24 protein-coding genes, 1 tRNA gene and 1 pseudogene are annotated in these 25,328 nt (G+C 65.2%); 12 read left to right on the top strand and 14 right to left on the bottom strand.

From position 1 onward, the window contains the following. Positions 1–280 precede the first annotated feature (280 nt). From IOC82_RS08880 to IOC82_RS08905, 7 genes and pseudogenes are all read right to left on the bottom strand, one after another. The gene (locus IOC82_RS08880; RefSeq protein ID WP_290545822.1) at positions 281–880 is read right to left on the bottom strand and encodes an A24 family peptidase; all 600 of its coding nucleotides are present in this window, start codon (positions 878–880) and stop codon (positions 281–283) included. 220 nt (positions 881–1,100) lie between these two features. Next, positions 1,101–1,328: pseudogene (locus IOC82_RS17155) on the bottom strand (transposase); the annotation flags it as partial. Between the two features lie 151 nt (positions 1,329–1,479). Continuing rightward, a complete protein-coding gene (locus IOC82_RS08885) occupies positions 1,480–2,325 on the bottom strand; it encodes a protein phosphatase 2C domain-containing protein (protein ID WP_290545823.1) in 846 nt (281 codons plus the stop codon). After that, a complete protein-coding gene (locus IOC82_RS08890) occupies positions 2,322–3,386 on the bottom strand; it encodes a Gfo/Idh/MocA family oxidoreductase (RefSeq protein WP_290545824.1) in 1,065 nt (354 codons plus the stop codon). Before IOC82_RS08890 ends, IOC82_RS08885 begins: the two co-directional genes overlap by 4 nt. Then, positions 3,383–4,513 (bottom strand): N-acetylglucosamine-6-phosphate deacetylase, encoded by a 1,131-nt coding sequence (gene nagA / locus IOC82_RS08895; RefSeq protein ID WP_290545825.1) that lies wholly within the window; start codon positions 4,511–4,513, stop codon positions 3,383–3,385. Before nagA ends, IOC82_RS08890 begins: the two co-directional genes overlap by 4 nt. Continuing rightward, positions 4,513–5,514, bottom strand: coding sequence for an SIS domain-containing protein (locus IOC82_RS08900; protein WP_290545826.1), 1,002 nt, complete (start codon positions 5,512–5,514; stop codon positions 4,513–4,515). The genes nagA and IOC82_RS08900 overlap by 1 nt, the downstream gene beginning before the upstream one ends. Next, a complete protein-coding gene (locus IOC82_RS08905; RefSeq protein ID WP_290545827.1) occupies positions 5,511–6,401 on the bottom strand; it encodes a BadF/BadG/BcrA/BcrD ATPase family protein in 891 nt (296 codons plus the stop codon). The genes IOC82_RS08900 and IOC82_RS08905 overlap by 4 nt, the downstream gene beginning before the upstream one ends. A 66-nt stretch (positions 6,402–6,467) precedes the next feature. On the opposite strand from IOC82_RS08905, the gene IOC82_RS08910 reads away from it, so the two are divergent. The 5 genes from IOC82_RS08910 to ugpC all read left to right on the top strand — a co-directional run bounded on the left by IOC82_RS08910 (position 6,468) and on the right by ugpC (position 11,555). After that, positions 6,468–7,358: an N-acetylmuramic acid 6-phosphate etherase gene (locus IOC82_RS08910; RefSeq protein ID WP_290545828.1), complete on the top strand. Its 891-nt coding sequence runs from the start codon at positions 6,468–6,470 to the stop codon at positions 7,356–7,358. Positions 7,359–7,392: 34 nt separating this feature from the next. Then, positions 7,393–8,649: an ABC transporter substrate-binding protein gene (locus tag IOC82_RS08915; protein WP_290545829.1), complete on the top strand. Its 1,257-nt coding sequence runs from the start codon at positions 7,393–7,395 to the stop codon at positions 8,647–8,649. Positions 8,650–8,735: 86 nt separating this feature from the next. After that, positions 8,736–9,653 carry a carbohydrate ABC transporter permease gene (locus IOC82_RS08920; RefSeq protein ID WP_290545830.1) on the top strand — a complete coding sequence of 306 codons (918 nt, stop codon included), beginning with the start codon at positions 8,736–8,738 and terminating at the stop codon, positions 9,651–9,653. Next, on the top strand, positions 9,653–10,480 hold the full coding sequence (locus tag IOC82_RS08925; protein WP_290545831.1) for a carbohydrate ABC transporter permease: 828 nt from the start codon (positions 9,653–9,655) through the stop codon (positions 10,478–10,480). The genes IOC82_RS08920 and IOC82_RS08925 overlap by 1 nt, the downstream gene beginning before the upstream one ends. A gap of 7 nt (positions 10,481–10,487) precedes the next feature. Continuing rightward, a complete protein-coding gene (ugpC, locus tag IOC82_RS08930) occupies positions 10,488–11,555 on the top strand; it encodes a sn-glycerol-3-phosphate ABC transporter ATP-binding protein UgpC (RefSeq protein WP_290545832.1) in 1,068 nt (355 codons plus the stop codon). A 91-nt stretch (positions 11,556–11,646) separates the two neighbouring features. On the opposite strand, the gene IOC82_RS08935 is transcribed toward ugpC, so the two are convergent. Continuing rightward, positions 11,647–12,285 (bottom strand): class I SAM-dependent methyltransferase, encoded by a 639-nt coding sequence (locus IOC82_RS08935; RefSeq protein ID WP_290545833.1) that lies wholly within the window; start codon positions 12,283–12,285, stop codon positions 11,647–11,649. Positions 12,286–12,477: 192 nt separating this feature from the next. Between IOC82_RS08935 and IOC82_RS08940 the strand changes: the two genes are divergently transcribed. Together IOC82_RS08940 and IOC82_RS08945 are read left to right on the top strand one after the other, a co-directional pair. Continuing rightward, positions 12,478–13,839, top strand: coding sequence for a UDP-glucose/GDP-mannose dehydrogenase family protein (locus IOC82_RS08940; protein ID WP_290545834.1), 1,362 nt, complete (start codon positions 12,478–12,480; stop codon positions 13,837–13,839). 6 nt (positions 13,840–13,845) lie between these two features. Further along, a complete protein-coding gene (locus IOC82_RS08945) occupies positions 13,846–14,799 on the top strand; it encodes a UDP-glucuronic acid decarboxylase family protein (RefSeq protein ID WP_290545835.1) in 954 nt (317 codons plus the stop codon). A 137-nt stretch (positions 14,800–14,936) separates the two neighbouring features. On the opposite strand, the gene IOC82_RS08950 is transcribed toward IOC82_RS08945, so the two are convergent. From IOC82_RS08950 to hemC, 6 genes are all read right to left on the bottom strand, one after another. Further along, positions 14,937–16,556: a hypothetical protein gene (locus IOC82_RS08950; RefSeq protein ID WP_290545836.1), complete on the bottom strand. Its 1,620-nt coding sequence runs from the start codon at positions 16,554–16,556 to the stop codon at positions 14,937–14,939. A 153-nt stretch (positions 16,557–16,709) separates the two neighbouring features. Further along, positions 16,710–16,785, bottom strand: a tRNA-Thr gene (locus IOC82_RS08955). 197 nt (positions 16,786–16,982) lie between these two features. Further along, a complete protein-coding gene (locus IOC82_RS08960; RefSeq protein WP_290545837.1) occupies positions 16,983–18,467 on the bottom strand; it encodes a heme biosynthesis HemY N-terminal domain-containing protein in 1,485 nt (494 codons plus the stop codon). Beyond that, positions 18,464–19,654, bottom strand: a complete 1,191-nt coding sequence (locus IOC82_RS08965; protein ID WP_290545838.1) for a hypothetical protein — start codon at positions 19,652–19,654, stop codon at positions 18,464–18,466. Before IOC82_RS08965 ends, IOC82_RS08960 begins: the two co-directional genes overlap by 4 nt. A 10-nt stretch (positions 19,655–19,664) precedes the next feature. After that, a complete protein-coding gene (locus tag IOC82_RS08970; protein WP_290545839.1) occupies positions 19,665–20,372 on the bottom strand; it encodes a uroporphyrinogen-III synthase in 708 nt (235 codons plus the stop codon). Continuing rightward, positions 20,372–21,286 carry a hydroxymethylbilane synthase gene (gene hemC / locus IOC82_RS08975; protein WP_290545840.1) on the bottom strand — a complete coding sequence of 305 codons (915 nt, stop codon included), beginning with the start codon at positions 21,284–21,286 and terminating at the stop codon, positions 20,372–20,374. The genes IOC82_RS08970 and hemC overlap by 1 nt, the downstream gene beginning before the upstream one ends. Positions 21,287–21,703: 417 nt before the next feature. Between hemC and tsaD the strand changes: the two genes are divergently transcribed. From tsaD to IOC82_RS09000, 5 genes are read left to right on the top strand one after another with little or no spacing between them, the layout of a single operon-like run. Beyond that, positions 21,704–22,795, top strand: a complete 1,092-nt coding sequence (gene tsaD / locus IOC82_RS08980; RefSeq protein ID WP_290545841.1) for a tRNA (adenosine(37)-N6)-threonylcarbamoyltransferase complex transferase subunit TsaD — start codon at positions 21,704–21,706, stop codon at positions 22,793–22,795. Then, on the top strand, positions 22,792–23,694 hold the full coding sequence (locus IOC82_RS08985) for an NAD(P)H-dependent glycerol-3-phosphate dehydrogenase (RefSeq protein ID WP_290545842.1): 903 nt from the start codon (positions 22,792–22,794) through the stop codon (positions 23,692–23,694). Before tsaD ends, IOC82_RS08985 begins: the two co-directional genes overlap by 4 nt. An 11-nt stretch (positions 23,695–23,705) precedes the next feature. Further along, complete coding sequence (locus IOC82_RS08990) at positions 23,706–23,996, top strand: YciI family protein (protein WP_290545843.1); 291 nt, start codon at positions 23,706–23,708, stop codon at positions 23,994–23,996. After that, the gene (locus tag IOC82_RS08995; RefSeq protein WP_290545844.1) at positions 23,996–24,418 is read left to right on the top strand and encodes an EVE domain-containing protein; all 423 of its coding nucleotides are present in this window, start codon (positions 23,996–23,998) and stop codon (positions 24,416–24,418) included. The genes IOC82_RS08990 and IOC82_RS08995 overlap by 1 nt, the downstream gene beginning before the upstream one ends. Before the next feature lie 41 nt (positions 24,419–24,459). Further along, positions 24,460–25,110, top strand: coding sequence for a methyltransferase (locus IOC82_RS09000; protein ID WP_290545847.1), 651 nt, complete (start codon positions 24,460–24,462; stop codon positions 25,108–25,110). The last annotated feature ends 218 nt before the right edge of the window (positions 25,111–25,328 follow it).

The raw sequence follows: 25,328 nt of genomic DNA on the forward strand, positions 1-25,328 counted from the left end.
TTCTGCGGCGATCTTGCCGTGAGATCGATCTGGTTCGTGCTTTCGAGCCGGGCCGTGGGCGCCTGGCAGGATGCAAGCAGAAGCCCGGCACATCCCAGCAGGGTGGCGCCTCGAAGGCCGGATGCGCATGATCTCAGTCCCTGAAGAAGGCCGGCCGGAGGCAAAGCGTTACTCCTTGCGGCCCGCGCCCATTGGCCCTGACCGGTGTCGAAAAACCTAATAATCGATGAAACTTATGCTTCGATTCGGTAAGCAAACCCTTAATGAAGGGTTTCGCGGTTCACCAGAATGGCACGTCCGGCGCGAGCCGCCCGATCCACAGGAGCAGGATCACCGGGGCAATGAAGCTGCCAAACGGGATCTCGTCGCTCATCCCGACCCGGCGTCCCATCAGTCTCATCACGATGGCGCCGCCCAGCCCCGCCAGAGAGGCGGCAAGGCAGGCCATGGGCAGCAAGCTAGGTCCGAGCCATGCCCCTGCGACGGCCGCCAGCTTCACGTCCCCCAGTCCCAATCCCTCAACGCCGCGCAAACGGAACCACAGGGCGCGCAGCAGGTAGAAGATGCTGCCCCCCACCACCGCGCCCAACAGGCTCTCGGTCAGCCCCGCCGTCCAGTCTCCGGGGTGGAACACCGCAACATTGGCAGCGATGCCCAGCGGCACGGCGGGGTAGGACAGCGCATTGGGAATGATGAAGTGCCGGAAGTCGATCAGCGTGATCAGTCCCATCAGCAGGGCCAGCACGGCAGTGGCCAGCGCAGCCGGCGGCGGCGCCACGAGTGTGACGGCGAGGCCCACCGCTGCCGCAAAGGCCGCCGCGCCAATCCGCTCGGCGCGGTTTAGCAGGGGCGCGGAATCGTCTGGCGGCTGTTCGACCACGCCTGCAACCTTGACCGGGCCGCGCGCAAATGAAAGTGCCGGCGGATGCCGCGTCCGCAATGAAAAGCTTTGCAGGAGTTCCATCCACAGAAATCTTCGTCTCTTGACCTCTGCTGCCGCCGTTGGCGGGACCCGCACCCTGGCGAGGGTCCCGCCTTGCGGCGATGAGGGCTGTGAGGCGGTGTTTTCGCTTTGCCCTGAGGCGGTTGTATAAGGCGTTTATGCCGGGGTTCCAGCTTGTGGCGGCGAAGGCTGCCATGAAGATGCGCTTGCGCAGCCTGGCGCGGCCGTTTTGCACCGGGCGCTTGCCGGAGGTCTTGCCGCTGTCCCTGCCGTGAGGGGCGACGCCGGTAAGGGCCGCGACTTCCTCCCTGCTGAGGCTTCCGGGTTCCGGCAGCCTGACGACGGGGCCAGTGCCGTGCGCAGGCCGATCCCCTTGATCGGGCAGAGCCTGCTCAGGCGGCGGATCTCGGCTTCATGAAGGCCGCGAAGCCTTGGGCTGGTGGCCGTTGCAAGGCATGTCTGGACGGCCACCAGCCGGTCCTCGATCTGCCCGATGAATGTCAGATGTTCGGCCAGATCGAGGCTTGGAACATGCGCTATCGCGCCAGCATCACGGCCGTTGCGTCATCCGCGGACTTGAAGCGCGGATAGCGTGAGCAGTCCGGGTCGCCCGCCTCCGCCGCGCGCAATGCGGCCAGCACTTTGTCGACGCCGCGCAGGCTCGCCTCCAGCAGCCCTTCATCGTCGTGAAGTCCATAATGATCGGCCGCCCGGTAATAGCCGTCCGTGCAGAGCAGGATCCGGTCGGGCCGCCCGAGATCGATGATCTCCGGCATCGCCAAGGCATCGGCACGCGCTTCGAGGATCGAATAACCCCCCGGCCGGTTGCGCTGCGCCCGGCCTTGCTTGATTCGCGGCGCGAATTCGGCGAGCAGCGCCTTCATGTCGAGCATCCCCGCGTCGCGGCGCTTTTTCGCCTCGCGCGTCAGCCAGCGGTCCAGCACATTGTTGGGCGAGGCGGCATGGACGCGGTGTTGGCCAGCGCCATCGCGCGCCAGCAGGCAGCTATCGCCGAGCCGCAGCGCCTGCCAATCATTGCCATAGCGCTTCACCAGCACGAGGCAGGCGGCGGGTGGGTCATAGTCCGCCGGGATCGCCTTGCCGGCGGAAGCCTCCTCGAAATCTTGGATCAGCCCCGCCACCAGCTCTTCCAGCAGCGACGGGAGCGGCATGCCGCGCGCCGCAAGCTCCGCCAGCCGTGCATGGGCCTTCGCGACCAGCCAGCGCGCATCGGTGCCTTCGCCAAGGTAATTCTGCCTGTTGATGCCCGTGACGCCATCGAGGATCCACGCGGCCGAAACATCGTCAGGCGTTCCGAGCCAGCCGAAGCCGTCTTCGTTGGTGGCGCCGCTGCCCTCGCTCACCGCGCCGATGAGCTTCACAGCCTTACCACCTCGCCCGTCCTGACGCTGTGGTCGGCGGCCAGCACGATCCGCAGCGAGCTGATGGCATCCTCGACATGCCGGTCCATATTGCGATCATTGCGGATTGCATCGAGGAAGAGCATTTGCTCCCGGTTGCACAGTTCCTGGTGGCCGGGCTCGTCATCCATGGAGATGATCTCGTCGGGCGTCACGAACTGTCCTTCGGGGTTCAGCAGCCCATGGTGCAGGCGCAGGGCGGATGTCTTCGTGTGGCTGTCGACATCGGCCGATTGCGTCTTCGATTCCTCCATGGCGATCGAGACGGAGCCGCTGGGGCCGATCATGTCCTTCACGAAGAAAGCCGTCTCGCTCATCATCGGTCCCCAGCCGGCTTCGTACCAGCCCACCGAGCCGTCATCGAAGGTCACATGCAGGTGGCCGTAATTGTACATCTTCGCATCGATCTCGGAGGTGAGCCGTGCGCCCACCGCATGCACGCTCGTGGGCTTTGCCCCCGTCACCTGGCACATCACGTCGACGTAATGCACGCCGCAGTCGACGATGGGGCTGATCGAATTCATGAGGTGCCGGTGCACCTGCCACTGCGCGCCGGAGGACTGCTGGTTGAGGTTCATCCGCATCACCAGCGGCTTGCCGAGCGAACGCCCCACCTCCACGAACTTCACCCAGGACGGGTGCACGCGCAGGATATAGCCGATCACCAGCTTCAGGCGCTTGCGCTTGGCGAGTGCCGCGATCTCCTGTGCCTCCGCCACCGTGTCGGCCAGCGGCTTCTCGATAAAGACGTGCGCGCCTGCTTCCAGCGCCAGGCGGGCATAGGCCGCGTGCGTGTCGGGCCAGGTGTTGATCGACACCGCATCGGGCGTCAGCGTGGCCAAAGCTTCCGCATAATCGTTGAACTGCGGCACGCCGGGAAATTCCGCCTTGAGGTCGTCCCGCCCGGCGATGCCGCGGCTGCACAGCCCCGCGATCTCGAAGCCGTTGATCGCTTTGTAGGCCCGCGCATGGCTGAGCCCCATGTTGCCGAGCCCGGCGACGAGCACCCTGATGGTCTTCATTGTCCTTTGATCCACGTTTGCGTCACATGCAGTTTGTCGTCCAGCAGCACCAGGCTGGCAAGATGGCCCGGCGCAATGCGCCCCAGCTCATGCTCGCACCGCAGGAACGAGGCCGGGTTCAGCGAGGCCATGCGCAGGACCGCCCCAAGTTCCATCCCCAGCCCCTCCACGCAATGGCGCACCGCGGCATCCATGGTCAGGCCGGAGCCAGCCAGCGTGCCATCGGCCAACGACAGCCGGCCGTTCTCGCGCCTCACGGTGCGGCCCTGAAGTTCGAAAAGGTCCGGCCCACCCGCCGCCGCCGGCATGGCATCGGTGATCAGCATCATGCGGGAGGAGGGCTTCGCCGCGAAGGCCAGCTTCAGCGCCGCATCATGCACATGGTGCCCGTCGGCAATGATGCCGGCATAACTCTCCGCATCCGTCAGCGCCGCGCCGACGAGCCCGGGCTCCCGCCCCGTCATCTGGCTCATGGCGTTATAGAGATGCGTGACGGACCGTGCCCCCGCATCCAGTGCAGCCCGCGCCTCCGCATAGCTCGCGTCGGAATGGCCGAGGCTCACCAGCACGCCCGCCTGCGTGAGCCGCTGTATCAGCTCTGGCTTCACGCGGTTCGGCGCCAGCGTCAGCATCACCGGACAATACATGGCAAAGCCGGCGATCGTATCCGCATCCGCTTCTTCCATTTCGCGGATGAAGCGTGCCGCGTGCGCGCCCTTGCGTGCCACGTCGAGGAAGGGCCCTTCGATGTGGATGCCCAGCACGCCGGGAACACCCTCGGCGATCGCACGCGCCACGCTCACCACCGCTTTGGCGATCACCTGCGGTGCATCGGTAATGACCGTCGGAAGCATCCCCACCGTGCCGAAGCGCCGGTGTGACGTAGCGATCGTCTGCACCGTCTCGACGCTCGGATTGTCGTTCAGCAGTGCGCCGCCCCCGCCATTCACCTGAACGTCGATGAAGCCCGGCGCCAGCAGCCCGCCGCCGAGATCGCGGCGCTCGGCGGCGCCGATCTCCGCCGCGGGCACCACGCGCGCGATGCGCGGCCCCTCGATCACCACGGCCTGGCCGTCGAGAAACGTCTCGCCGGTGAAGATGCGTGCGCCGGTCAGGGCAAGGGCCATCACAGCGTCTCCGTCACTTTCTTGAGCAGGCGCGGCCGGTCCGGGTCGCGGCCCAGCGTCACCGCCACCCGCTCGATCTGCAGATAGGCCGTGGCGATCATGCTGATGGGGTCCAAGAGCGGGTGACCCGTGGCGGCGAAGGGCAGGGCCTCGCCCACCACCTTCACGTCGGCCCCGGTGCCGCGCATCCTGGCCGCCGCCTCGCGCGTGTTGGCGCGTGCTGCATCATCGGGCGCATAGATCAGCACGGGGAAGTCCGCGCCCATTAGTTCCCACGGGCCGTGCATCACCTCAGCCACCGAATAGGCCTCGGCATGGATGGCGCAGGTCTCCTTCAGCTTCAGCGCCGTCTCCTGCGCGATGGGGTAGGCAGGCCCGCGCCCCAGCACGAACAGCGAGACGGCATCGCGCGCAAAGCTGGTGAAGCCAGGCCACGCGATGCGCACCGCTGCGTCGAGACTCCGCGGCAGTCTCTCCACTGCCGCCAAAAGCGCAGCATCGCCCGACCACTGCGCCACGATGGCTGCGGCTGCGGCACAAGACACGATGAAGCTCTTGGTCGCCGCCACGCTCTTCTCCTCGCCTGCGTGAAGCGCGAGGCAGATGTCGGCATTGCGGGCGGCGGGCGAGTCTTCCACATTCACCAGCGCCACCGTCAAGGCGCCAGCCTGTTTCGCCGACCGCTGCAGCGCCACGATGTCCGGGCTCTGGCCCGACTGCGAGATGGTCAGGCACAGCGCGCCCTCGGCCTTCAACCTGCCGCCGTAGACCGACACGACCGAAGCTCCCACCGATGCGCAGGGAACACCCGTCATGATCTCGCAGAGATACTTGAAATAGGCCGCCGCATTGTCGGAGCTTCCGCGCGCGCACGTCAGCACCACCGGCGGCGATGCGCCCCGCAGCCTGTCGCCGAGCTCGGCGAGCGCCCGCCCATTGAAGTCGAGAAAGCGTGCCACCGATTGCGCCGCCTCCGCCGCCTCCGCCGCCATCAGGCTCATGACCAGCGCTCCGGCAAGCCCCGCGCACGCCTCGCCATCATGATGGCGCCGTCGATGGCATCGGCCTGCGGCGCCGCCAGCGCCAGCTTCACATCGGCATCGAGATAGGGCGGATAGACCTTCGACAAGCCGCCCAGCAGGCAGATGTGGCGCGCGCCGCGCGCCAGCAGGGCGCGGCCGAGGTTGGAGATCGCCGCCGCGCCCTCGATCACGATCATCATGCCCTGCACGTCGCCCTGTGCCGCGCATTCGAAGACGAGCGGTGCAAACTGCGCATAATCCTTGGGCTTCGCCTGCTCCGGCCAGCGCGACAGGTCGAGCCGGTTGGCCCCCGTGCGTGACAAGACCTCAGTCACCAAACGCGTCGGCTGCAGCAAGCCGTCCAGCGCCAGCGCCGCGCGCCGAACCGCGTGGTGCCCAACCCACGCGCCCGAGCCATGGTCGCCCAGCTGAAATCCCCAGCCGCCCACCATGTGCCGCTCGGCCCCCACCAGCGCGAAGCCGATCGAGCCGGTGCCGGCGATCACGATGCCGCCATCGCCGCCGCCGAAGGCGCCGACGCAGGCCGCATAGGCATCATTGTCGGCGGTGACGCTGGCAAAGGGCAGGGCGGCGTCGACGATCTTCCCGGCCCCCACCGAGGTCACGATTCCGGCTATTCCCATGCCGGCATGGATGCGCCCGGTCGTAAGTCCGGCCAGCTTTGCCGCCTCGCGCGAGGTGTCCATGATGGTGGCGAGCGCGCCCGTGAAGTCCTGGTAGATGTTAGAGGCCCCGCCCACCGCCTCGCCCAGCACCGTGCCGTCAGCGGACCTGATGCGCGCGCGGCAGCGGCTGCCGCCGCCGTCGATGCCGAGGAAGAAGAGGCCCGCGTTCATGGCGGTCATGCTAGCAAATCACACGGGCAGGGAAAGCACCTTGACCTCAGCGCCAGCCAATTCTCTACTGTCCGCATGGCAGAACGTCCAACCGAGCAATCCGGCAGCTATGCCGGCATTGACACCTGGCCCGACGCGCGCATCCTCGAGGCGCTGGCGGAAGGCCAGGCGCGCGCCATCGCCGCAGTGCGGCAGGCAGCACCCGCCATTGCCGGGGCTGCAACCATACTCGCGCAACGCCTCGCTGCTGGCGGCCGCCTTGCCTATGCCGGCGCCGGCGCCTCGATCCGCGTCGCCGTGCAGGATGGCTCCGAGCTTCCCGCCACCTTCGGCATGCCGAAATCAAAGCTGCTCTATCTCATCGCGGGCGGCCGCGCCGCCATGTTCGACACCTTGGCCGATGCCGAGGACGACGAGGCCGATGGCGCCGCACAGGCCGATATCCTCACCCCCGCCGACACCATGATCGCGGTGGCCGCCTCGGGCTCCACCCCCTTCACGGTCGCGGCCGCAAACCGCGCGCGGGAAAAGGGCGCCTTCGTCATCGCCGTGGTCAACAATCCCGGCTCGAAGCTGGCCGCCACCGCCGATCTCGAAATCCTGCTGGCTTCAGGGCCGGAGGTGATCGCCGGCTCCACCCGCCTGGGCGCGGGAACGGCGCAGAAGGCGGCCCTCAACCTTCTCTCCACCCTCACGTACATCAAGCTGGGCGCCGTGCATGACGGGCTGATGGTCAATGTCGAGACCGGCAATGCCAAGCTCCGCCGCCGTGCGGCGGGCATCGTCGCCACGATTGCGCGGGTGGACGAGGCCCGCGCCGCGGTGGCGCTCGAAACCGCGGGCGGCCATGTCAAGCCTGCCGTGCTGCTGTGTGCAGGTGCTAATGACATTGCTGCGGCGCAACGGTTATTGGATGCCGCAAATGGCAACTTACGTCTGGCCATGTCGCACATTCGCGATACATAATGGCCCCCAGAAGACTTCAAACGGGAGGACCAACATGTGCATCAAGGGACTGAAGACACTGCTGCTCGGCGCCGCCGCCGCCTTCGCACTCGCCAGTGCGGCTTCGGCCGGCACGCTGACCATCGAAAGCTGGCGCAACGACGACGCCCAGATCTGGAAGGACAAGATCATCCCCGCCTTCGAGAAGGCCCATCCGGACATCAAGATCGAGTTCACGCCAACCGCGCCCAAGGAATACAACGCCGCGCTCAATGCCAAGCTCGAGGGCGGCACGGCGGGCGACATCATCACCTGCCGCCCCTTCGATGCCTCGCTGGAGCTCTACAACAAGGGCTATCTCGTCTCGCTGAACGAGCTATCGACCATGAGCAATTTCTCGGACGTGGCGAAAAGCGCCTGGACGACGGATGACGGCAAGACCACCTTCTGCGTACCCATGGCCTCCGTGATCCATGGCTTCATCTACAACAAGGACATCTTCAAGGAACTGGGCCTCGAGGAGCCCAAGACCGAGGACGAGTTCTTCGCCGTGCTCGAGAAGATCAAGGCGAACGGCGCCTATGTACCGCTTGTCCTCGGCACCAACGACCAGTGGGAATCCGCCACCATGGGCTTCCAGAACATCGGCCCGAACTACTGGAAGGGCGAGGAAGGCCGCAAGGCGCTGATCGACGGCACGGGCAAGCTCACCGACCCCGCCTATTTCTCGACCTTCGCCACGCTCGCCAAGTGGGCGCCCTATCTGGGCGACGGCTTCAAGGCCCAGACCTACCCGGACAGCCAGAACCTCTTCGGCCTCGGCAAGGGTGCGATCTATGCCGCGGGCTCGTGGGACATCTCCACCTTCCGCGCCCAGAAGGTCAACATGGGCGCCTTCAAGCCGCCGCTGCCGGCAGGCGCCACCGAGTGCTACATCTCGGACCACACCGACATCGGCATCGGCATGAACGCCAAGACCAAGAACCCGGCGGATGCCAAGGTGTTCCTGGAGTGGATCGGGTCGGAGGAGTTCGCCAACATCCTTGGCAACGAGCTCCCCGGCTTCTTCCCGCTCTCCAACGCCAAGGTGACGCTGAGCGACGACGTGGCCCAGACCTTCGTTAACTGGCGCGGTGAGTGCAAGTCGACGATCCGCAACTCCTACCAGATCCTGTCGCGCGGCACGCCGAACCTCGAGAACGAGATGTGGAACGTCTCGGCCCAGGTGATCAACGGCGCCATGACGCCGGACGCCGCGGCCAAGCAGCTGCAGGACGGCCTCGCCAAGTGGTACGCTCCGCAGCAGAAGTAATCTGACGCGAGGGGCCGCATGCCTTCACGCATGCGGCCCCTTCGTCTTCGTGGATGGCACAGGAACAGCACAGCGGACTGGTCGGCATGCCGCAGGGCGCGTACCTGCGGCTTCTGCTGTTTTTCCTCGGCCCCGCGGTGCTGGTCTACTCGCTGTTCTCGATCTACCCGCTGCTCGCGACGATCATCAACTCGCTCTACAGCCGCCAGAACGATGGCGCCTATCTGTGGGAGGGCCTGGGCAACTTCCGCACCCTGCTGCTCGATCCCACCTGGTCGGTTCCGTTCTGGAACGCGCTCAGGAACAATTTCATCTTCTTCCTCATCCACATGTGCGTGCAGAACCCCATCGGGCTCCTGCTCGCCGCACTTCTCAGCCTGCCGCGGCTCCGCTTCCGCGCCACCTACCGCACGCTGATCTTCATGCCCACCATGCTCTCCGTCGTGGTCATCGGCTTCGTCTGGCAGCTGATTCTCTCGCCCTTGTGGGGCATCGCCAGGATGTTCCTCAACTTCTTCGGCCTGGGCTTCCTCTTCGCGCCGTGGCTTGGCGTTGAATCCTCCGCCCTCATCACCGTTTCGCTGATCTCGGTGTGGCAGTTCGTCGGCATCCCGATGATCCTCATCTACACGGCCCTGCTGGCGATCCCCGATGAGCTGATCGATGCGGCGACCGTCGACGGCCTCAACCAGTTCCAGGCCTTCGTCTGGGTCAAACTGCCCTTGATCTGGCCCACCATCGGGCTCGTTTCCATCCTCACCTTCGTCAACAACTTCAACGCCTTCGATTTGATCTACGCGATGAAGGGTGCACTCGCCGGGCCCAATTTCTCGACCGACATCATGGGCACGCTGTTCTACCGCACCTTCTTCGGCAACCAGTTGCAGCTCGGCAATCCGTCCATGGGCTCGGCCATCGCGACCATGATGTTGATCGTCATCCTGACCGGCGTCATGGTTTATCTCTTCCTCGTGCAGCGCCGCATTCAGAGGTACAGCTTCTGATGCGGAAGCCGCTGTCAGCCTTCGCCGTCCACGCCATATTGGGGCTCTACACGCTGCTGGCGCTCTTCCCCATCGTGCTGGTGGTGATGAACTCCTTCAAGGCCAAGCGCGCCATCTTCAACACGCCGCTCCGGCCGCCCACGCCATCGAACTTCGATCCCATCGGCTATGCGCGGGTGTTCGATGACAGCGCGCTGCCTTTCTACTACCTCAACTCCATCACGGTGACGGCCGGCGCCATCTTCTTCACATTGCTGTTCGGCGCCATGGCGGCCTGGGCGCTCACCGAATACAAGTTCCGCTTCAACACGCTGCTCGCCCTCTTCCTGTCCATCGGCATCATGGTGCCGATCAGGCTGGGTTCCGTCGCCATCATCCAGCTGGTGGCGGAGTTGAACCTCATCAACACCTTGACCGCGCTGATCCTCGTCTACACCGCGCAGAACCTGCCGCTCGCCATCTTCATCCTCTCCGAATTCATTGCCCAGATCCCCAAGGACCTGCGCGAGGCGGCGCGCTGTGACGGGCTCACGGAATACAACATCTTCTTCCATATCATCCTGCCGCTGATCCGTCCGGCCATGGCCACCGTCGCCGTCTTCACCATGATCCCGGTGTGGAACGACCTGTGGTTCCCGCTGCTGCTTGCCCCCGCTGGCGGCAAGCAGACCATCACACTGGGCGTGCAGCAGTTCCTGGGACAATACATCACCGACTGGAACGCGGTTCTCGCGGCGCTGTCGGCCGCCATCGTGCCGGTGCTCCTGCTTTATGTTATCTTCTCCCGCCAGCTGATCCGGGGTCTCACCTCGGGCGCGGTCAAGTGAGGCGCCCATGGCCGAGGTCGTGATCGAGAAGCTCAGCAAATCCTTCGGCAGCGTCGAGGTGCTGAAGGACATCGACCTGACCGTCGGGGACGGCGCCTTTGTCGTCCTCGTCGGCCCCTCGGGCTGCGGCAAGTCCACTCTGCTGCGCTCCATCGCCGGGCTGGAGGATGTGTCGGGCGGCGCCATCACCATCGGCGGCCGCAAGGTGAATGATCTGGCGCCTGCGCAGCGCGAGATCGCCATGGTGTTCCAGTCCTATGCGCTCTACCCGCATATGGACGTGGCCGCCAACATGGGCTTCGGCCTCAAGTTCGCGGGCATCCCCAAGGCGGAGATTGCGGCGCGCGTCAGCGAGGCCGCCCGCATCCTGCAGCTCGAGCCGCTGCTGAAGCGCCGCCCGCGCGAGCTGTCGGGCGGCCAGCGCCAGCGCGTCGCCATCGGCCGCGCCATCGTGCGCAAACCCCAGGTGTTCCTGTTCGACGAGCCACTGTCGAACCTCGATGCCGCACTCCGCATCAACACCCGTGTCGAGATCGCCAAGCTCCACAAGCTGCTTGCCGCCACCATCGTCTATGTCACGCATGACCAGGTCGAAGCCATGACGCTCGCCGACAAGATCGTGGTCATGAACCAGGGCCGCATCGAGCAGCAGGGAAAGCCGCTTGACCTTTATTACCGCCCGGCCAATCTCTTCGTCGCCGGCTTCATCGGCTCGCCCGCCATGAATTTCCTCAAGGGCGAGGTTGTGGCGGGCGGCACCGGCCTCGGCGCCGATGGCCGTATCGCCATCGCGCTGCCGCCGGGTGCAACGCCGGGCATGAAGGTCACGCTGGGGATCAGGCCGGAGCACATGAGCATTGCAGTGGGCGGGGGCGATCTCCATCTCGCCGCCACGGTCGAGCTGGTGGAGCGCCTCGGCGAGACGGGCTTCGCCCATCTGCGGCTCGCCTCCGGCACTGTCGTGATCGCCGAAATCCGCGGCGAAACGGGCCTCAAGACAGGCGACCGAACCCATGTGGCGCTCGATCCGGCGCATCTCCACCTGTTCGGCGCGGACGGCCGCCGCCTCGGCTAACTCTTTCAGCCGCCGGGCCCGGGCGTAACCGCCCTCATCATCTTCGCCCGCGGGATCGGCAAGGCCTTATGCGCGCGTCGCGGGCGCTCGCTCAGTCGGCGATCTTCTGGACATAGAGCTGATAGAGCGGCGCGCTGAGGATTCTCACCTTGCGGCAAAAGATATTGGTGAAAGCGTCGATCGCGGGCTTCGGGCAGCGCAGCGGATCGACGCCGGTGGGAAGAGCTTCGGCCCACAGATAGTCATCGAAGGCCATCACCCCGCCGGTTTGCAGAAGCCTGAAGGCCATCACGGCGTCGGTCAGCACATCCGCGGCCTGATGCGAGCCGTCGATATAAATGAAGTCGTAGGAATTAGCCTCGGCGATCAGCTTGGCGAGTTCGAGGTGGCTGGAGCCCTTGAGGGTTCTCACCGCAACGGGGTGCGCGGCGCGCGCGACGGCCTTCTGGATGTTGCGGCGGAAGCGGTTCTCGACGGCCATCATGTCGATCTGCCAGTTCTTGTGCTCGATGCCGCCGTCCCAGGTGTCGATGCAATGGAGATCGAGCGGCTGGGTCTGACCCAGGAGATCGATCAGGAAGCAGGCGCTGGCCCCCTCATAGGAGCCGATCTCGAGGATGCGCTTGGGTTTGATCTGCGGGATCAGCGCCGACCACACGCCGCGGGCGACGTCAAACCAGCTGTTGGTGAACTCGTAAGTCTCCTGCGCGCCGGCCAGTGCTGTGTCCATGATGGTTCCTCGCTCGCGGGATGGCCCCGCGCCACTGTACTATCGGGCCAAGGTTGCCACAGGCTGGAGCGGTCCGCCCGTCCGTCACGCTGGCGCAAGACTGGCCGGGTAAGGGCTATTTCCTCATGTGCGGGAATCGTATAGGCGATTGTGTCAGTATGGTCCGCTTCGGGCAGCAGCAAGGACAGCTTCATGAAAATCACGGTCATCGGCGCGGGCTATGTGGGTCTGGTGTCTGCCGCCTGTTTCTCCGACTTCGGCTACGAGGTGATCTGTGTCGACCATGACCGCCGCAAGCTCGCGCTGCTCGAGGGCGGCAAGATCCCGATCTACGAGCAGGGGCTGGAGCCCATCGTCGCCGCCAACCGCGCCGCCGGCCGCCTCACCTTCACCGACAAGCTGAAGGATGCCGTCGCCCAGGCAGATGTCGTGCTGATCGCGGTGGGAACGCCGGCGCGCGAGGGTGAGGAGGGGGCCGACCTCTCCTATGTCCATGCCGCGGGCGAGGAGATCGCCCTTGCGATGCAGGGCTTCACCGTCATCGTCACCAAGTCCACAGTGCCGGTCGGCACCACCGCCAGGCTGCGCGAGATCATGTCCAGGGCCAGGCCCGATGGCGACTTCGAGGTTGCCTCCAACCCCGAATTCATGCGCGAGGGCTCGGCGGTGGAGGATTTCCTGCGGCCCGACCGCGTGGTGGTGGGCGTGAGCTCGGAACGCGCGGAGAAAGCGCTGAGCCAGCTCTACCGCCCGCTCACCACGCGCAACGTGCCGCTTCTCGTCACCTCCTGCGAGGCCGCCGAGGTCATCAAATATGCCGCCAACACCTTCCTCGCCACCCGCATCGCCTTCGTCAACGAGCTTGCCGACCTGTGCGAGGCCGTGGGGGCGGACATCGAAGACGTGGCGCGCGGCATGGGGCTGGACAAGCGCATCGGCCTGCAGTTCCTCTCGCCCGGCCCAGGCTACGGCGGCTCCTGCTTCCCGAAGGACACCCGCGCGCTCGCCCACACGGCGCGCCAGCGCGGGCGGCCTTTCTCCATTGTCGAGAAGGTCATCGCCGCCAACGAGTCGAGGAAACATGCGCTGGCGGAACGCGTGCAGCAGGCCGCCGGCGGCACGCTGGCGGGAAAGCGCATCGCCATCCTGGGGATCGCCTTCAAGGCCGAAACCGATGACATACGCGATGCCGCGGCCCTCACGCTAATCCCCGAGCTGCAGAGGCGCGGCGCCTCCATCGCCGCCTTCGATCCCGTCGCCATGGACAATGGCCGCCAGGCCCTCGAATCGGTGCAGTGGTGTGCGGATGCCTATTCGGCGGCGATCGGGGCCGATGCGGTGGCGATCCTCACCGAGTGGAACGCGTTCCGCGGCCTCGATCTCCGCCGCATGGCGCGCGGCATGCGCCAGCCGGTGCTGGTCGATTTCCGCAATCTCTTTTCCATCAGCGACGCCAAGGGCTCCGGCATGGCCTATCATTCGATCGGCCGGGCCAGCGTGCAGCCCGCGGGCCAGAAGGCCGACGTCATCCCCTTCAAGACGGGAGCGGTGTAAGCCCGCATGGCCCGCCTTTATGAAAGCCGCAAGCGCATCCTCGTCACCGGCGGCGCGGGTTTCCTCGGCTCGCACCTGATCGACCGGCTCATCGAACAGGGCCACGAGGTGATCTGCGCCGACAATCTCCTCACCGGCGCCAAGCGCAATGTCGAGCACTTGCACAATCACCCGCGTTTCGAGTTCCTGCGCCATGACGTGTGCAATCCGCTGAAGATCGAGGTGGACGAGATCTATAATCTCGCCTGTCCCGCCTCGCCCGTGCATTACCAGCACAACCCCGTGCTCACCACCAAGACCTCGGTGATGGGCGCCCTTAACATGCTGGGCCTCGCCAAGCGCCTGCGCTGCCGCATCTTCCAGGCCTCCACCAGCGAGGTCTATGGCGATCCGGAGGTCCACCCGCAGCGCGAGGATTACTGGGGCCACGTCAACCCCATCGGCGCCAGGGCCTGCTACGACGAGGGCAAGCGCTGCGCGGAAACCCTGTTCTTCGACTATCGCCGCGCCCATGGCGTCGACATCAAGGTGGCGCGCATCTTCAACACCTACGGGCCCCGCATGCACCCGCGCGACGGCCGCGTGGTGTCGAACTTCATCATGCAGGCGCTCGCCGGCGAGGACCTGACGATCTATGGCGACGGCAGCCAGACGCGCTCCTTCTGCTACTGCGACGACCTGGTCGAAGGCTTCCTGCGCCTCATGGAGTCCGAGCCCGGCATGACAGGCCCCGTCAACCTGGGCAATCCCGGCGAATTCACCATGACGGAGCTCGCCCGGCTGGTGCTCAAGCTCACCGGCTCGCGCTCCAAGGTCACCCACCTGCCGCTGCCGGAGGACGATCCCCGCCAGCGCAAGCCGGACATCGCGCTGGCGAAGACGAAGCTCGGCTGGGAGCCGAAGGTGCCCCTCGCCGAAGGCCTCGCGCGCACCATCGATTATTTCAGACACCTCGGCTGACACGACAACCACGCCCCGCCGCGGTAGTGTCCAGATTCTTTCGCACATTTTTTCAAGCGACGGCGGCTTCGGTTGGGTTTTCGTCGGCCAGCGGCAATGCCACCATACCACGGATATCCTTTGATCTCCCAAATTGCCTATGACGCATCCGTTTTGCGGTGAGCGGGCAGGTCTGATACAATAATTTGGTGAGATTGCTCATCAAAGCAATAATAAATGCGAAGGCATAACGCCGGATCACGTGTGTTACCGCCATTTTTCACATGCCAATCCGCAGTGAATCGCCTCCCATTCCAGTCGAAGTCGTACTCGTCTGACCCGCATGCCGCATTGCGGATGCCGTCTTCGACAATGGCCTCCCGCAATGTTCCATGACCTCCTGAAATTCGACGCTCTCTACAATCTATCGCAAGCCATCTAAGGCAGCGGGCAACTTGTTCGACATCCACGAATTCTGGTGACTTAAGTCCACGCCTCGCTGTTTGAGTCAGTGCCAGTCTGCCCGTGAATTGTTTTTCACACCACTCCAACAACTCTGCCCATGTAGTGGGGAGAGCAATTTCATCATCAGGATCGTTTCCGCGCGCCTTGAGAATCGTTGTCAGCTCTTGGATACGATGTGAATAAGTGTTTACTCGACTTTCCGCGAGTTCGGCCCGTTCGCGATCTTTATCGGCCTCTCCTGCAAAGAAATCTTGCATTGCTTTTTGCTGAGCAACTTCGCGATCCAGCTCCTTGATCTGCTCCGCCATTGCCGTCAATTTTGCACTGTCGCTTGCTCCTTCATTTTCTAGAGCCGCACTGCGTGCTTTGAGCGCTTCGTTGCGGATTGATGAAAATATGAAAAGATCGTGCCCTAGTTTTACACGGCGAATGCTTTCTTCAGCGGCAGTTTGTCTGAGCCAACGATTAGTTCGGGACGCTCCATCGGAAGTATTGATTTGGTCGGCCAAAACAAGTCGATGCTGAAATGGGTCACTATCTTCTTCAAAGCCTGGCATATAGATACGTACACCACCATTGAAGACAGCGCGATATTTGCCCAGGCGTTCGACAAGCACTTGGGCACAAGCCGCCCTTAGTAGTACAACATGGGCATAGCCGGCAGTCGCTCGCGCGAGTTTATCAACATCAAGAAACCGTGGTTTGAAAAACCTGTCATCCTTAAGAGTCACCACAATCGTTGGAAGCATCCGCTTGGGATCAAGCAGATGATCCACTAAGCGATTAGCCGACACGTCATTGCTCACTTCTAAGGGCTTTATTGATACGAGCGAATTCCCGCGCATAAGAATGAGATTGTCGATTAACTGATCAACAAAGCCGGGCGTATGCGGTTCAATGTTTAGGTGGAGCTCGGCTGTGTTGACAAGCAAGCGAGCACTAAACGTACAGGGTTTCCCTTCGCCTCTTCCGACAACCACTTCGGTGGTCCAAGTTCGACCAGGAATATTCTTGTCCGGGTCATCGGCACGAATGGCCCAGATATCAGCTTTGGCGAGCTTCAGCCGAACACAGCTGCTGTTGCGACCCCCGGCGAGGAAATCGAATGTTTGGTGATCCCATGCTTCCGGCGGCAAACGGCCTCCGCAGCGATTCTCAGCCCACTTAAGGATTTCGCTAATAGCGGTCTCAGCAGCTTCGTCAGGAGCAGTAGCTTTAAACCAACCGGCGATACGGATAATCTCATGCTCACGTACCACCCGAGGCATGCGCCGGGCAAGTCCGCCAAGAGCAACTTCAAATGCGTTGCTCACGCAATCTCTCCTCGTTGCGGAGTTCTCTACGAGATGGTCTCGCAGTGCTTTTCGCGTTTGACAGTCATAGCTCCCATCAAAGGTGAAACACAGCCCGCTTCCACTGCCCCTTTGGAAAGGTTCTGGCCAATTTTGATCCGAAATTCAAGGGGCTGGTGCTGCTTGCAGGATTCGAACCTGCGACCCCCGCATTACGAATGCGGTGCTCTACCAACTGAGCTAAAGCAGCCCTTGCGGGCGATGCCCTACTAATCCCCTACTAACACAAAACCCAAACTCACAACCACTTGCCTTCACTCGGCTTTTGCACATCGACCCCATCATTACGAATGATGTGCTCTACCAACTGAGCTAAAGCGGCTTGCCAGACGGCGCGGGGTATAGGGTATTTCGGCGGGGGCCGCAACCGGTTCCCGGCCGCAAATTTCAGCCTTCCGCGGGCAGTGACCGGCCCGCCGGGCGGTCGAAATCCTCGGCCACGCCGGGGTCGTCCGGCGGGCGGTGGGGCGGCACCATTTTCGGCGGCTCCAGCCGGGGCGGGGCGGCGTCCGCGGCGGGTTTCGGGGCCTCGATCGCCTCCACCGCCTCCACCACCTCCACCGCCATGGGCCGGTCTGCCTCCAGCTGTTCGGGCATTTCGAAGGGCGCTTTCCATTCGCAGGGCACGATCTCGCCTGACACGGGGGAGACCGGCGTCCAGCGCGGGCTCGCCACACCGTCTGACACCCAGATCGGGTCACGCGGCGCTGTCAGCGCGCGGGCCAGCCATTCGCGCGCCCGGCCTTTGTCGCCCTTTGCCTCTTCGATGTCGGCCATCAGCGCGCAGAGGCGGGCCTGCGGGCGGTTCTCCACGAAGGGCGAGAGCGCCTCGCGCGCCATGTCCCATTTCCGCGCGCGGATGGCGAAGCGGGCCAGCGCCACCGCGCCCTCGATGCCGCCCCTGTTTTCCTTGAGGAGATCGCGCAGGCGGTCGAGCAGTACTTCGGGCGCGTCGCCGGGGATCAAATGCGCCTGCACCTCGGCGAGGTCCGGATGCGGCGAGACGATCCATGTCTCCTTCAGGATTTTCGAGGCCTTGCGCGTCGCGGCCTGGCTCACCAGCACGCGCGCCGCGACGAGGGCGGCGGGCACCAGCGCGGGGTCGAGCTTGTGCGCCTTCAGGGCGAGCTCCAGTGCCTTGGGCTTGTCGCCGTCCTCGATCGCCAGGGCTTGCGCGGCCAGCATCGCCGCGAGCTTGCGGTTGCCCTCGGGCTGGGTGACGAGGCCGGACTTGATCTGCTGCGCCAGCGTCGCCGAGGCCGCGTTCCAGTCCTTGCCCGCCGACTGCAATTGGAGGACGGCGGTGGAGGCCCAGTTGAGGCGGGGGTTCAGCGCCAGCGCGCGCTCGGCGTAACGCCGCGCCGCGGCCACATCGCCCGCCTGCCGCGCCTCGGAAAACAATCCGCGAAGCCCCAGCGCTTCCGTTTCGGGCGACTTGGTCATCTGTTCGAAGATGCGCTTCACCTGCGCCCGGTCGCCCTTCAGCTGGGCGGCCTGCGCGGCCAGCACGTTGACGAGGGGCTCGTCGGCCAGCGCATTGCCGGCGATTGCCGCATGCTTGGCGGCCGCCGCCGCATCGCCAGCGCCTGCGGCGATGATGCCGCGCGACAGCGCTTCGCGGCCCTTGCGGCTGCGGCGGCCGGAATACCAGCGGCCCATCGCATGCGGACTGCCCCACAGCCGGCGGAACAGGCTCCACAAGAACCAGATCAGCACCACGGCCAGCACCGCCAGCACCACGCCGGCGATGAAGCTCATCTGGATCTCGCGGCCGAGCCAGCGGATGGTCAGCGTGCCGGGCCGGTCGGCCATCCACGCGAAGCCTGCGGCGAGGAGGACGAGCAGGAAGAAGCGCCACAGCAGCTTGATCATTGCGCCGCTCCGCCCGAGGCCGCGATCTGCCGCAGCACCGCCTCGGAAACCTGGCTGACGGCCGCCTCGAGCTTGAGCCGCGCCGCCGCGCGGCCGCGCCATTGCGACAGCGCCATGGGCTTCTCGCCTTCGCCCGCATCGATGACCGAGATGGCCTGCGTCAGGTCGCCCGCCTCGGCGAAGGCTGCGGCCTTTTCGGCCAACATGCGCCAGTCGGTGTTGCCGATGGGGCGGATCGAGATGATGCCGGAGAGCGACTTCATCAGGCTGCCGAAATAGCTGTTGTCCTCCGCCGCCGGGGCTTCCGCCTGCGGCAGGGAAGGGATTGCGGCGGTGAGTTCGGAAGCGAGCCCCTTGGCATCGGGCAGGCCCTCGGCCGCACTGGCCGCCACCTCGTCAAGGCCCGAAGCCGCGGGCACCATGCGCGCGATGCGCTCATATTCCGGCTGGAAAGACGTGCCCGCCGCCACCTTGGCCTTGAGGTCGGACAGCGCCTGTGACAGCGCGGCCGTGGTCCCTGCCTGCGCGGAAGGGCCCGCGCCCGCCTTGAGGCTTGCCACATCCTTCTCCAGCGCATCGATGCGCTGGCCGAGAGCCGCAAGCACCGCGGCATCGGCGGGGCTCGCCGCGCCGCCCGATGCAGCGGGGGCGGATGACATCGACTTCCGCAAGCCATCGAGGCCGCTCTTCAGCGCCGCGATCTGCTCGCCCAGCGTTGCCGCCTGCTGCGCCCCCGCATCGGCCTTGCTGCCCACGCCGGCAATCTGTGCAGCGGCGGATTTCGCCACGTCCGCTGCTTTGGCGGCGGCATCATTGGCGGCAGCCGCAGCCTCAGCCGCGCCGTCCGCCCTCTGCTTCACCGCGGCAATCTGGTTCGCAAGGTCAGTGTTGTTCTGCGCGAGGGCGGCCACCTGGTTCTTCAGCGCCACCATCTGGTTCGATGGGAGATAGCTCGACAGCACGCCGCCATAAAGGAAGCCGCCGCCGATGAGGCCGAGGACCAGCGCGATCGCGATCCCGCGGCGGAAACCGCGCGTGCGGCCAGGCGGCGGCGTGAAGGCCTCCGCCGCCTCTTCGCGTGTCTCTTCGCTGGCAGAGGCGCTCGCCTCGCTCTCGCTGCGGATGTCCTCCGCATCGAGGTCGATCACCCGTGGCTTGGAACCGGTGTCGTCGTTCTGGCTGGTCATGGCAAAAGGCCTAAAGGGTTCGCCCGCTTTGTTCAAGAAGCTCAAGAATTGCGGCCTCGTCGGGGCTGGCGGAAACCGCGCTGTTCCAGTCGTCAGCGAGTGCGGCTGCGACATTGCGCGACAGGCAGAGGTGGCGGACCCGCGCGGCTTGGGCGAAAAGCCCCGCCCTTTCGACGAGCCCGCGCCAGACCTTGGCACTGCGCGGCGAATAGAGCAGCACGGCATCGAGCAGGCCTTGCCGCAGTGCGGCGTCCACCGCGCCCAGCGTCTCCGCCGGCGCCGCATCATAGAGCACCACGCGGCGGCAATCGAAGCCCGATGCCGCGAGCTGTGCCTGCAGGTCGCCCGCCGTCTCGGCGCCTGAGAGATAGAGGATCGGCCCGGCCTTCGGCTCAAGCGTCTCGCGGATGAAGGCCGCAAGCCCGTTCACGTCGCCGCCATGCGCCTCGGCCTTCAGCCCCGCGGCGGCCGCCGCCCTCAGCGACTGCGGCCCGACCGTCAGTACACGGAATGATGAAAGCCCGTGGCCCTCCGGCAGCGCCCGGATGCCGTTGGCGCTGGTCACTGCCACCGCCTGCCACGGCAAGGCAGGGATGGTCACGCCAGCGCGCGGCTGGATCGTCAGCAGCGGCGCCATCACCACCTCGTGCCCCATCGCCTCCAGCCTGGCGGTGAGCGGCCCCGCATCCTCCCCGGGCCTGGTGACGGCGACCAACATCAGAAGGCGATGAGGCTGCCGCCCTCGGCCTTCACCTGCGCGCCCGCCTCAGCGCCCATGCGCGCGGCATCGGCAGGCGCGCCTTCGCGCACCGTCTCGAAGCAATGGACGCCGTCGGGCGTCAGGGCATGCCCGCGGAATTTCACGCGGCCATTCTCGATCACCGCATGGCCCGCCAGCGGCGTGCGGCAGGAGCCGTCGAGTGCTGCAAGGAACGCCCGCTCGCAATTCACCGCAATCGCCGAAGGCTCATGATCGATCGCCGCCAGCAGCTCCCGCGTCTTGGCATCGTCCTCGCGCGTCTCGATGCCGATGCAGCCCTGCGCCACCGCAGGCAGCATCACGCCGGTGGGGACCAGCGAGGTGATCTTGCCGGCAAGCCCGAGGCGCTTCAGTCCCGCCGCCGCGAGGAAGGTTGCCTGCGCCACGCCATCCGCCAGCTTCTTCAGCCGCGTTTCCACATTGCCGCGAAACTGGATCACCTCGAGGTCCGGCCTCAGCCGCTTCAGCTGCGCGCCTCTTCGCACCGAGGAGGACCCGACCACCGCGCCCTTCGGCAGGTCATCGATGGTCTTCGCCACCGGGCTCAGGAAGGCATCGCGCACATCCTCGCGCGGCAGCAGGGCAGCCATGGTGAGCCCGTCTGGCAGCCTGGCCGGCATGTCCTTCATCGAGTGCACGGCGAGGTGGATGTCCTGCGCGAACAGCGCCTCTTCGATCTCCTTGGTGAACAGCCCCTTGCCGCCGATTTCCGACAGCGGCCGGTCCCTGATCCGGTCCCCCGTGGTGGTGATCACCACGATCTCGATGTCCGCGTCCGAAAACCCATGCGCGGCCTTCAGCCGGCTCCTCGTCTCGTTCGCCTGGTAGAGGGCGAGGGGGGAGCCACGTGTCCCGATCTTCAGCTTCGGCATGTCCGGTCCGGAAAAATTCTGCAATTCCTGACAATCTTAGCTGTAAACTTTGGTGGCGTCACCACCCACCCCCGGTTCCGTCACCCCAGCGAAAGCTGGGGCCCAGCTTTGCCCGCCTCAAGCGCGGCGCCAGCATGCACCGGCAGGACGAAGCAGAGGCGATGCCGCCGCGCAAAAGCCGCATTTGCCACAAGTTGAACATAATCCTATTGGCTCCGCTTGGGCCGCCGCATCATTTGCCCGTTGCGCAAGATTGTTGCGCAACGCAATCTGGTTGCCATCCCGGGCGTCAGCCCGTGTCAACGGCGGCATCACTTTTGCAACCGAAACAGCATCCGCCCGCAACATGCGGCAACGCGTTTTGCACCATCGCGGAGCTTGACTCAGCGCTCCCAGGGGGCGAGGGGAAGGCGGAACATGACCAAGCCCACCCTCATCCTCGGCATCGAGACCTCCTGCGACGAGACGGCTGCCGCTGTCGTTGCGCGGGACGGGGAGGGGCGCGGAGAGATCCTCTCCAACGTGGTGCTCTCCCAGCTCAAGGAGCACGCCCCCTATGGCGGCGTGGTGCCGGAGATCGCGGCGCGCGCCCATGTCGAGCACCTGGACCGGCTGGTGGCTCAGGCCATGGCCGAATCCGGCACTGAATACAAGAACTTGAGCGGCATTGCTGCAACCGCCGGGCCGGGCCTCCTCGGCGGCGTCATCGTCGGCCTCACCATGGCCAAGGCCATCGCCTTCGCCCATGGCAAGCCGCTCGTCGCGGTCAACCATCTGGAGGGCCACGCCCTCACCGCCCGCCTGCTGCAAGCCGTTGAATTCCCTTACCTTCTGCTGCTCATTTCGGGCGGCCATACGCAGTTCCAGCTGGTCGGGGGCGTGGGCAAGTATCACCGCCTCGGCACCACCATCGACGATGCCTTGGGCGAGGCCTTCGACAAGGTGGCGAAGCTGTTGGGCCTCGGCTACCCCGGCGGCCCGCAGGTCGAAGCTTTGGCGCGCCGCGGCAACGCCTCCCGCTTTGCCTTCCCGCGCCCGCTAAAGGGCCGGAAAGACTGCAATTTCTCCTTCTCCGGTCTCAAGACAGCGGTGCGCGAAACGGTGCAGGATCTAGGCGCCCTCAGCGGCCAGGATGTGGCCGATGTCTGCGCCTCCTTCGAGGCTGCGGTGGCGGAAACCATGGCCGACCGCCTGAAAATGGCCGTCCACCTGTTCCGCGCCGCCCACTCCGCCGTCGAGCACCCCGCCTTCATCGTGGCCGGTGGCGTGGCGGCGAACCAGAAGCTGAAGGCGGTGTTCGAGGCCGCGGCCGCCCAGCACGGCCTGCAACTCATTGTTCCGCCAGCTAAACTTTGCACCGATAATGCCGCCATGATCGCCTGGGCCGGGGCCGAGCGGCTGGCGCTGGGCCTCACCGATCCGCTCGATTTCGCCGCCCGTGCCCGCTGGCCGCTCGATCAGGTCCAGGCCCCGGTCTACGGTTCCGGCAAGCTGGGGGCCAAGGCATGAGGATCGGCGTCCTCGGCGCCGGCGCCTGGGGCACGGCGCTGGCCCATGTGGCGCGCTCCGCCGGCCACGAGGTCCAGGTCTGGTCCCGGGGAGGGCCCCTGGAGGCCCTGGGGAGGGCGCAGGGCCTGATTCTCGCAGTACCGGCACAGGGGGTACGTGAGGTCCTGTTAGGACTAAAATCAATCGTTACGAACGCGATTCCGCTCATCATCGGCGCCAAGGGCATCGAGCGGGGCTCGGGCCTGTTCATGAACGAGGTGGTAGCCGAGGTTCTGCCCGCGGTCGAACCCATGGTCCTCTCCGGCCCGTCCTTTGCGGCCGACGTGATGACGGGCCTGCCCACCGCCGTGGTGCTCGCGGCAGGCAAAATTTCCCATGCCCATCAATGGGCTGAGGCCCTCTCGCTCCCCCACTTCCGCATCTACGCGTCTGACGACGTGAAAGGCGTGGAAATCGGCGGCGCCCTCAAGAACGTCCTCGCCATCGCCTGCGGCATCTCCGACGGCCGGGCCTTGGGCGACAGTGCCCGCGCCGCGCTGACCACGCGTGGCTTCGCCGAACTCACCCGATTCGCAGGAAAAATGGGCGCGAAACCCGAAACGCTCATGGGCCTCTCCGGTCTCGGCGACCTGCTGCTCACCTGCTCCTCGGCGCAGTCCCGAAATTATTCCTTCGGGTTCGCGCTGGGCGAGGGGAAGACGGTGGAACAGGCCCTCGCAGCCTCGCGCGGCGTGGTCGAGGGGGCCGCCACCGTGAAGATCGCCCAGGCGCTGGCCCGCCGCCACGGCGTCGACATGCCGATTGTGGACGCCGTGCACGCCATCGTTGACGAGGGCAAGGCGCCCGGCCAAGAAATCGCGAAGCTGCTCGCAAGACCCTTGCGCGCTGAAATAACATAGGAATATCAGCCATGCTCTTCGCCCTGCTCTGCACCGACAAGCCCAACAGCGTCGATCTCCGCATGTCGGTCCGCCCCGATCACCTGAAACATCTCGAAAGCCTCGGGACCGCGCTCAAGGCCGCAGGCCCCTTCACCACCGACGAGGGCTCGCCGACGGGAAGCCTCGTCATCATCGAGGCCGCCGGCCGCGCCGCCGCAAAGGCCATCGCCGATGCCGATCCCTATGCCAAGGCAGGCCTTTTCGCCTCGGTCGAAATCAAGCCGTGGAAGTGGCTGATCAAGAACCCGGAGGCCAAGTGATGCCCAATTACTGGCTGTTCAAGTCGGAGCCCGAGGTCTGGTCCTGGACCCAGCAGAAGGCCAAGGGCAAGGCGGGCGAGGAGTGGACCGGCGTCAGGAACTACCAGGCGCGCAACAACATGCGGGCTATGCAATTGGGCGACAAGGGCTTTTTCTATCACTCCAACGAGGGCCGCGAGGTCGTCGGCATCGTCGAGGTCTGCAAGCTGGCGCATAGGGATTCCACCGCCGACGTCGGCACCTGGGAATGCATCGACATCCGCGCTGTGGCCGACGTGCCACGCCCCGTGACGCTGGATGAGATCAAGGCCGATCCGAAGCTCAAGGACATGGTGCTGGTCACCAATTCCCGCCTTTCGGTGCAGCCGGTTTCGGAAAGCGAATTCAAGCACATCTGTAAGCTCGGCGGCGTCAAGCCTTGATCCTCGACCGCGCCGCCTTCATCCGCGCCAACACCACGCGGATGACCCCGCCGCTGGTGCCCGAAGTCCGGCTGCAGCTCGCGCATGAGGCCGTTCCGCTGTGGCAGAAAACCGAGGAGGAACTCGGCGAAATGGGTTTGGCCCCGCCCTTCTGGGCCTTCGCCTGGGCCGGCGGCCAGGCGCTGGCGCGGCACGTGCTCGACAATCCCCAACTCGTCGCGGGCCAGCGCGTGATCGATTTGGCCTCCGGCTCCGGCCTCGTCGCCATCGCCGCCATGAAGGCGGGCGCAACGCGCGTGCTGGCCGCCGACATCGACGCCTTTTCCGTCGAAGCCATTGTGCTGAATGCCGAAACCAATGGCGTTTCGCTCGAGGCCACGTCGCGCAATCTGCTGGAAGCACCGGCGCAAGACTGCGACGTGATCCTCGTCGGCGACCTCTTCTACGAAAAGGACTTGGCCGCGAAGGTGGTTGCCTGGCTCGAAGACGCCGAAGCCCGCGGCATCGTCACCCTCATCGGCGACCCCGGCCGCAGCTACCTGCCGCGCGAGAAGTTGAAAAAGTTGGCGGAATACAAGGTCGCCGTGACGCGCGACCTCGAGGATGCAGAGTTCAAGCTGACGTCGGTCTGGCGGCTGAGCAAGACCGATGCCACAACAAGTGTTTGTCCTATTCGTCAGTCGTCTTCTTGATCGAGAAGCCTGATGCCGGCAAGGAAAGCCACCTTCGTTCCGCGATCAAATCGAGAGGCGGAATTTCAAACGCGAAGTCTAGAGCATCGGGTGGTCAGATTGAATCTGAAGTCTTCCCAAATCAGTTCTGGAGTGATTCAAGGTAAGCGGAGGTGACCGCCATGCCTAAACCGCTATCGAACGATCTGCGCTTGCGTCTGGTTGAGTGTGTTGAAGCC

This window comes from Aestuariivirga sp., assembly GCF_020252395.1.
In the GTDB taxonomy this organism is placed as follows: Bacteria; Pseudomonadota; Alphaproteobacteria; order Rhizobiales; family Aestuariivirgaceae; genus Aestuariivirga.

Bases quoted from the DNA above. Each gene is read 5' to 3' on its own strand.
- IOC82_RS08890 (WP_290545824.1), bottom strand. From the start codon at position 3,386: ATGAAGACCATCAGGGTGCTCGTCGCCGGGCTCGGCAACATGGGGCTC.
- nagA (WP_290545825.1), bottom strand. From the start codon at position 4,513: ATGGCCCTTGCCCTGACCGGCGCACGCATCTTCACCGGCGAGACGTTT.
- IOC82_RS08900 (WP_290545826.1), bottom strand. From the start codon at position 5,514: ATGAGCCTGATGGCGGCGGAGGCGGCGGAGGCGGCGCAATCGGTGGCA.
- IOC82_RS08905 (WP_290545827.1), bottom strand. From the start codon at position 6,401: ATGACCGCCATGAACGCGGGCCTCTTCTTCCTCGGCATCGACGGCGGC.
- IOC82_RS08910 (WP_290545828.1), top strand. From the start codon at position 6,468: ATGGCAGAACGTCCAACCGAGCAATCCGGCAGCTATGCCGGCATTGAC.
- IOC82_RS08915 (WP_290545829.1), top strand. From the start codon at position 7,393: ATGTGCATCAAGGGACTGAAGACACTGCTGCTCGGCGCCGCCGCCGCC.
- IOC82_RS08920 (WP_290545830.1), top strand. From the start codon at position 8,736: ATGCCGCAGGGCGCGTACCTGCGGCTTCTGCTGTTTTTCCTCGGCCCC.
- IOC82_RS08925 (WP_290545831.1), top strand. From the start codon at position 9,653: ATGCGGAAGCCGCTGTCAGCCTTCGCCGTCCACGCCATATTGGGGCTC.
- ugpC (WP_290545832.1), top strand. From the start codon at position 10,488: ATGGCCGAGGTCGTGATCGAGAAGCTCAGCAAATCCTTCGGCAGCGTC.
- IOC82_RS08935 (WP_290545833.1), bottom strand. From the start codon at position 12,285: ATGGACACAGCACTGGCCGGCGCGCAGGAGACTTACGAGTTCACCAAC.
- IOC82_RS08940 (WP_290545834.1), top strand. From the start codon at position 12,478: ATGAAAATCACGGTCATCGGCGCGGGCTATGTGGGTCTGGTGTCTGCC.
- IOC82_RS08945 (WP_290545835.1), top strand. From the start codon at position 13,846: ATGGCCCGCCTTTATGAAAGCCGCAAGCGCATCCTCGTCACCGGCGGC.
- IOC82_RS08960 (WP_290545837.1), bottom strand. From the start codon at position 18,467: ATGATCAAGCTGCTGTGGCGCTTCTTCCTGCTCGTCCTCCTCGCCGCA.
- IOC82_RS08965 (WP_290545838.1), bottom strand. From the start codon at position 19,654: ATGACCAGCCAGAACGACGACACCGGTTCCAAGCCACGGGTGATCGAC.
- IOC82_RS08970 (WP_290545839.1), bottom strand. From the start codon at position 20,372: ATGTTGGTCGCCGTCACCAGGCCCGGGGAGGATGCGGGGCCGCTCACC.
- hemC (WP_290545840.1), bottom strand. From the start codon at position 21,286: ATGCCGAAGCTGAAGATCGGGACACGTGGCTCCCCCCTCGCCCTCTAC.
- tsaD (WP_290545841.1), top strand. From the start codon at position 21,704: ATGACCAAGCCCACCCTCATCCTCGGCATCGAGACCTCCTGCGACGAG.
- IOC82_RS08985 (WP_290545842.1), top strand. From the start codon at position 22,792: ATGAGGATCGGCGTCCTCGGCGCCGGCGCCTGGGGCACGGCGCTGGCC.
- IOC82_RS08990 (WP_290545843.1), top strand. From the start codon at position 23,706: ATGCTCTTCGCCCTGCTCTGCACCGACAAGCCCAACAGCGTCGATCTC.
- IOC82_RS08995 (WP_290545844.1), top strand. From the start codon at position 23,996: ATGCCCAATTACTGGCTGTTCAAGTCGGAGCCCGAGGTCTGGTCCTGG.
- IOC82_RS09000 (WP_290545847.1), top strand. From the start codon at position 24,460: ATGACCCCGCCGCTGGTGCCCGAAGTCCGGCTGCAGCTCGCGCATGAG.